The 1,030-nt window shown below is 75.6% G+C and carries 1 pseudogene; it reads left to right on the forward strand.

The features are described from left to right. Positions 1–1,030: pseudogene (locus ACYVE7_RS34560) on the forward strand (helix-hairpin-helix domain-containing protein); the annotation flags it as partial.

Below are 1,030 nucleotides of genomic sequence, written 5' to 3' on the forward strand. Positions count from 1 at the left end.
GTCGCGCACCTGCTGGCCGTCGCGGCACGCGAAGGGCACACCGCGCTGCCCGGCGCGGAGGTCGTCGCGTCGCTGAAGGAACTGCGGATCGCCGACCCGGTCGCCGCCGTCAACGCCGCCATCACCGACGGCGCCGTGATGCTGTTCTTCCAGGAGCCGGTGGTCCCCGAGGACGTCGACGAGCTCCCCGACGAGGAGGAGTGGCTCGCGCTCCGCCGGTACGGGCAGGCCGAGGAGGCGATCGCCGAGGCCGTCCAGCGGCTCGCGGGCGCCGCGCCGCCGATCGAGGTGCCGATGGTCACCGAGGCCGCCAGGTACGCGGTGTTCCACGGCGTGAGCATCGCGCTCGGCCCGGCCGGGCAGGTCGTCGCCGAACTGGCCACCGAGAAACGCCTGACGACCGTGGTCGCGGCCGCGACGGACGCGGCGGCCGCCGAATACCCCGGCGCGGTGGCGCTGCAGCGGCTCCTGGAGGCCGGGGAGACCGCGACGGGCCTCGCCTACGGGCGGGACGAGGAACGGCCCCTCCAGGCCGATCTGGTGATCGTGGTGGGCGCCGAGGGCCTCGACGTCGAAGCGGCCTCCGCGCTGATGCGGGCCTGCCCCGACGGAACCCATCTGCTGCTCGCCGGCGACCCCGACGGGCTGGCCTCCCACCGTCCCGGCCAGGTGCTGCGCGACCTCGTCGACTCCGACACCATCCCCTGCGTGACCACCCCGCCCGCCGACCACCCGCTGGCGCATCTCGCCGAGGAGGTCCGCGAAGGGTCGTTCCCCGCGATCGACGCGCCGGGCCACGAGATCGTCGTTGTGCCCGTCGCCGACGGCAGGGAGGCCGCCCACCGGTGCGGCCAGCTCCTCACCGACTCCATCCCGCGCGCCCTCGGCATCCCCACCGGCGACGTCCAGATCCTCACGCCGGGACCGCAGGGCACCGCCGCGCTCAACGCCGCGCTCAAGACCCGGCTGAACCCCGGGCCCGGCGTGTGCGGCGGCTTCGACGCCGGGGACCGCGTCCTGGTCGCGGTGC

Source organism: Actinocorallia lasiicapitis, from assembly GCF_054778695.1.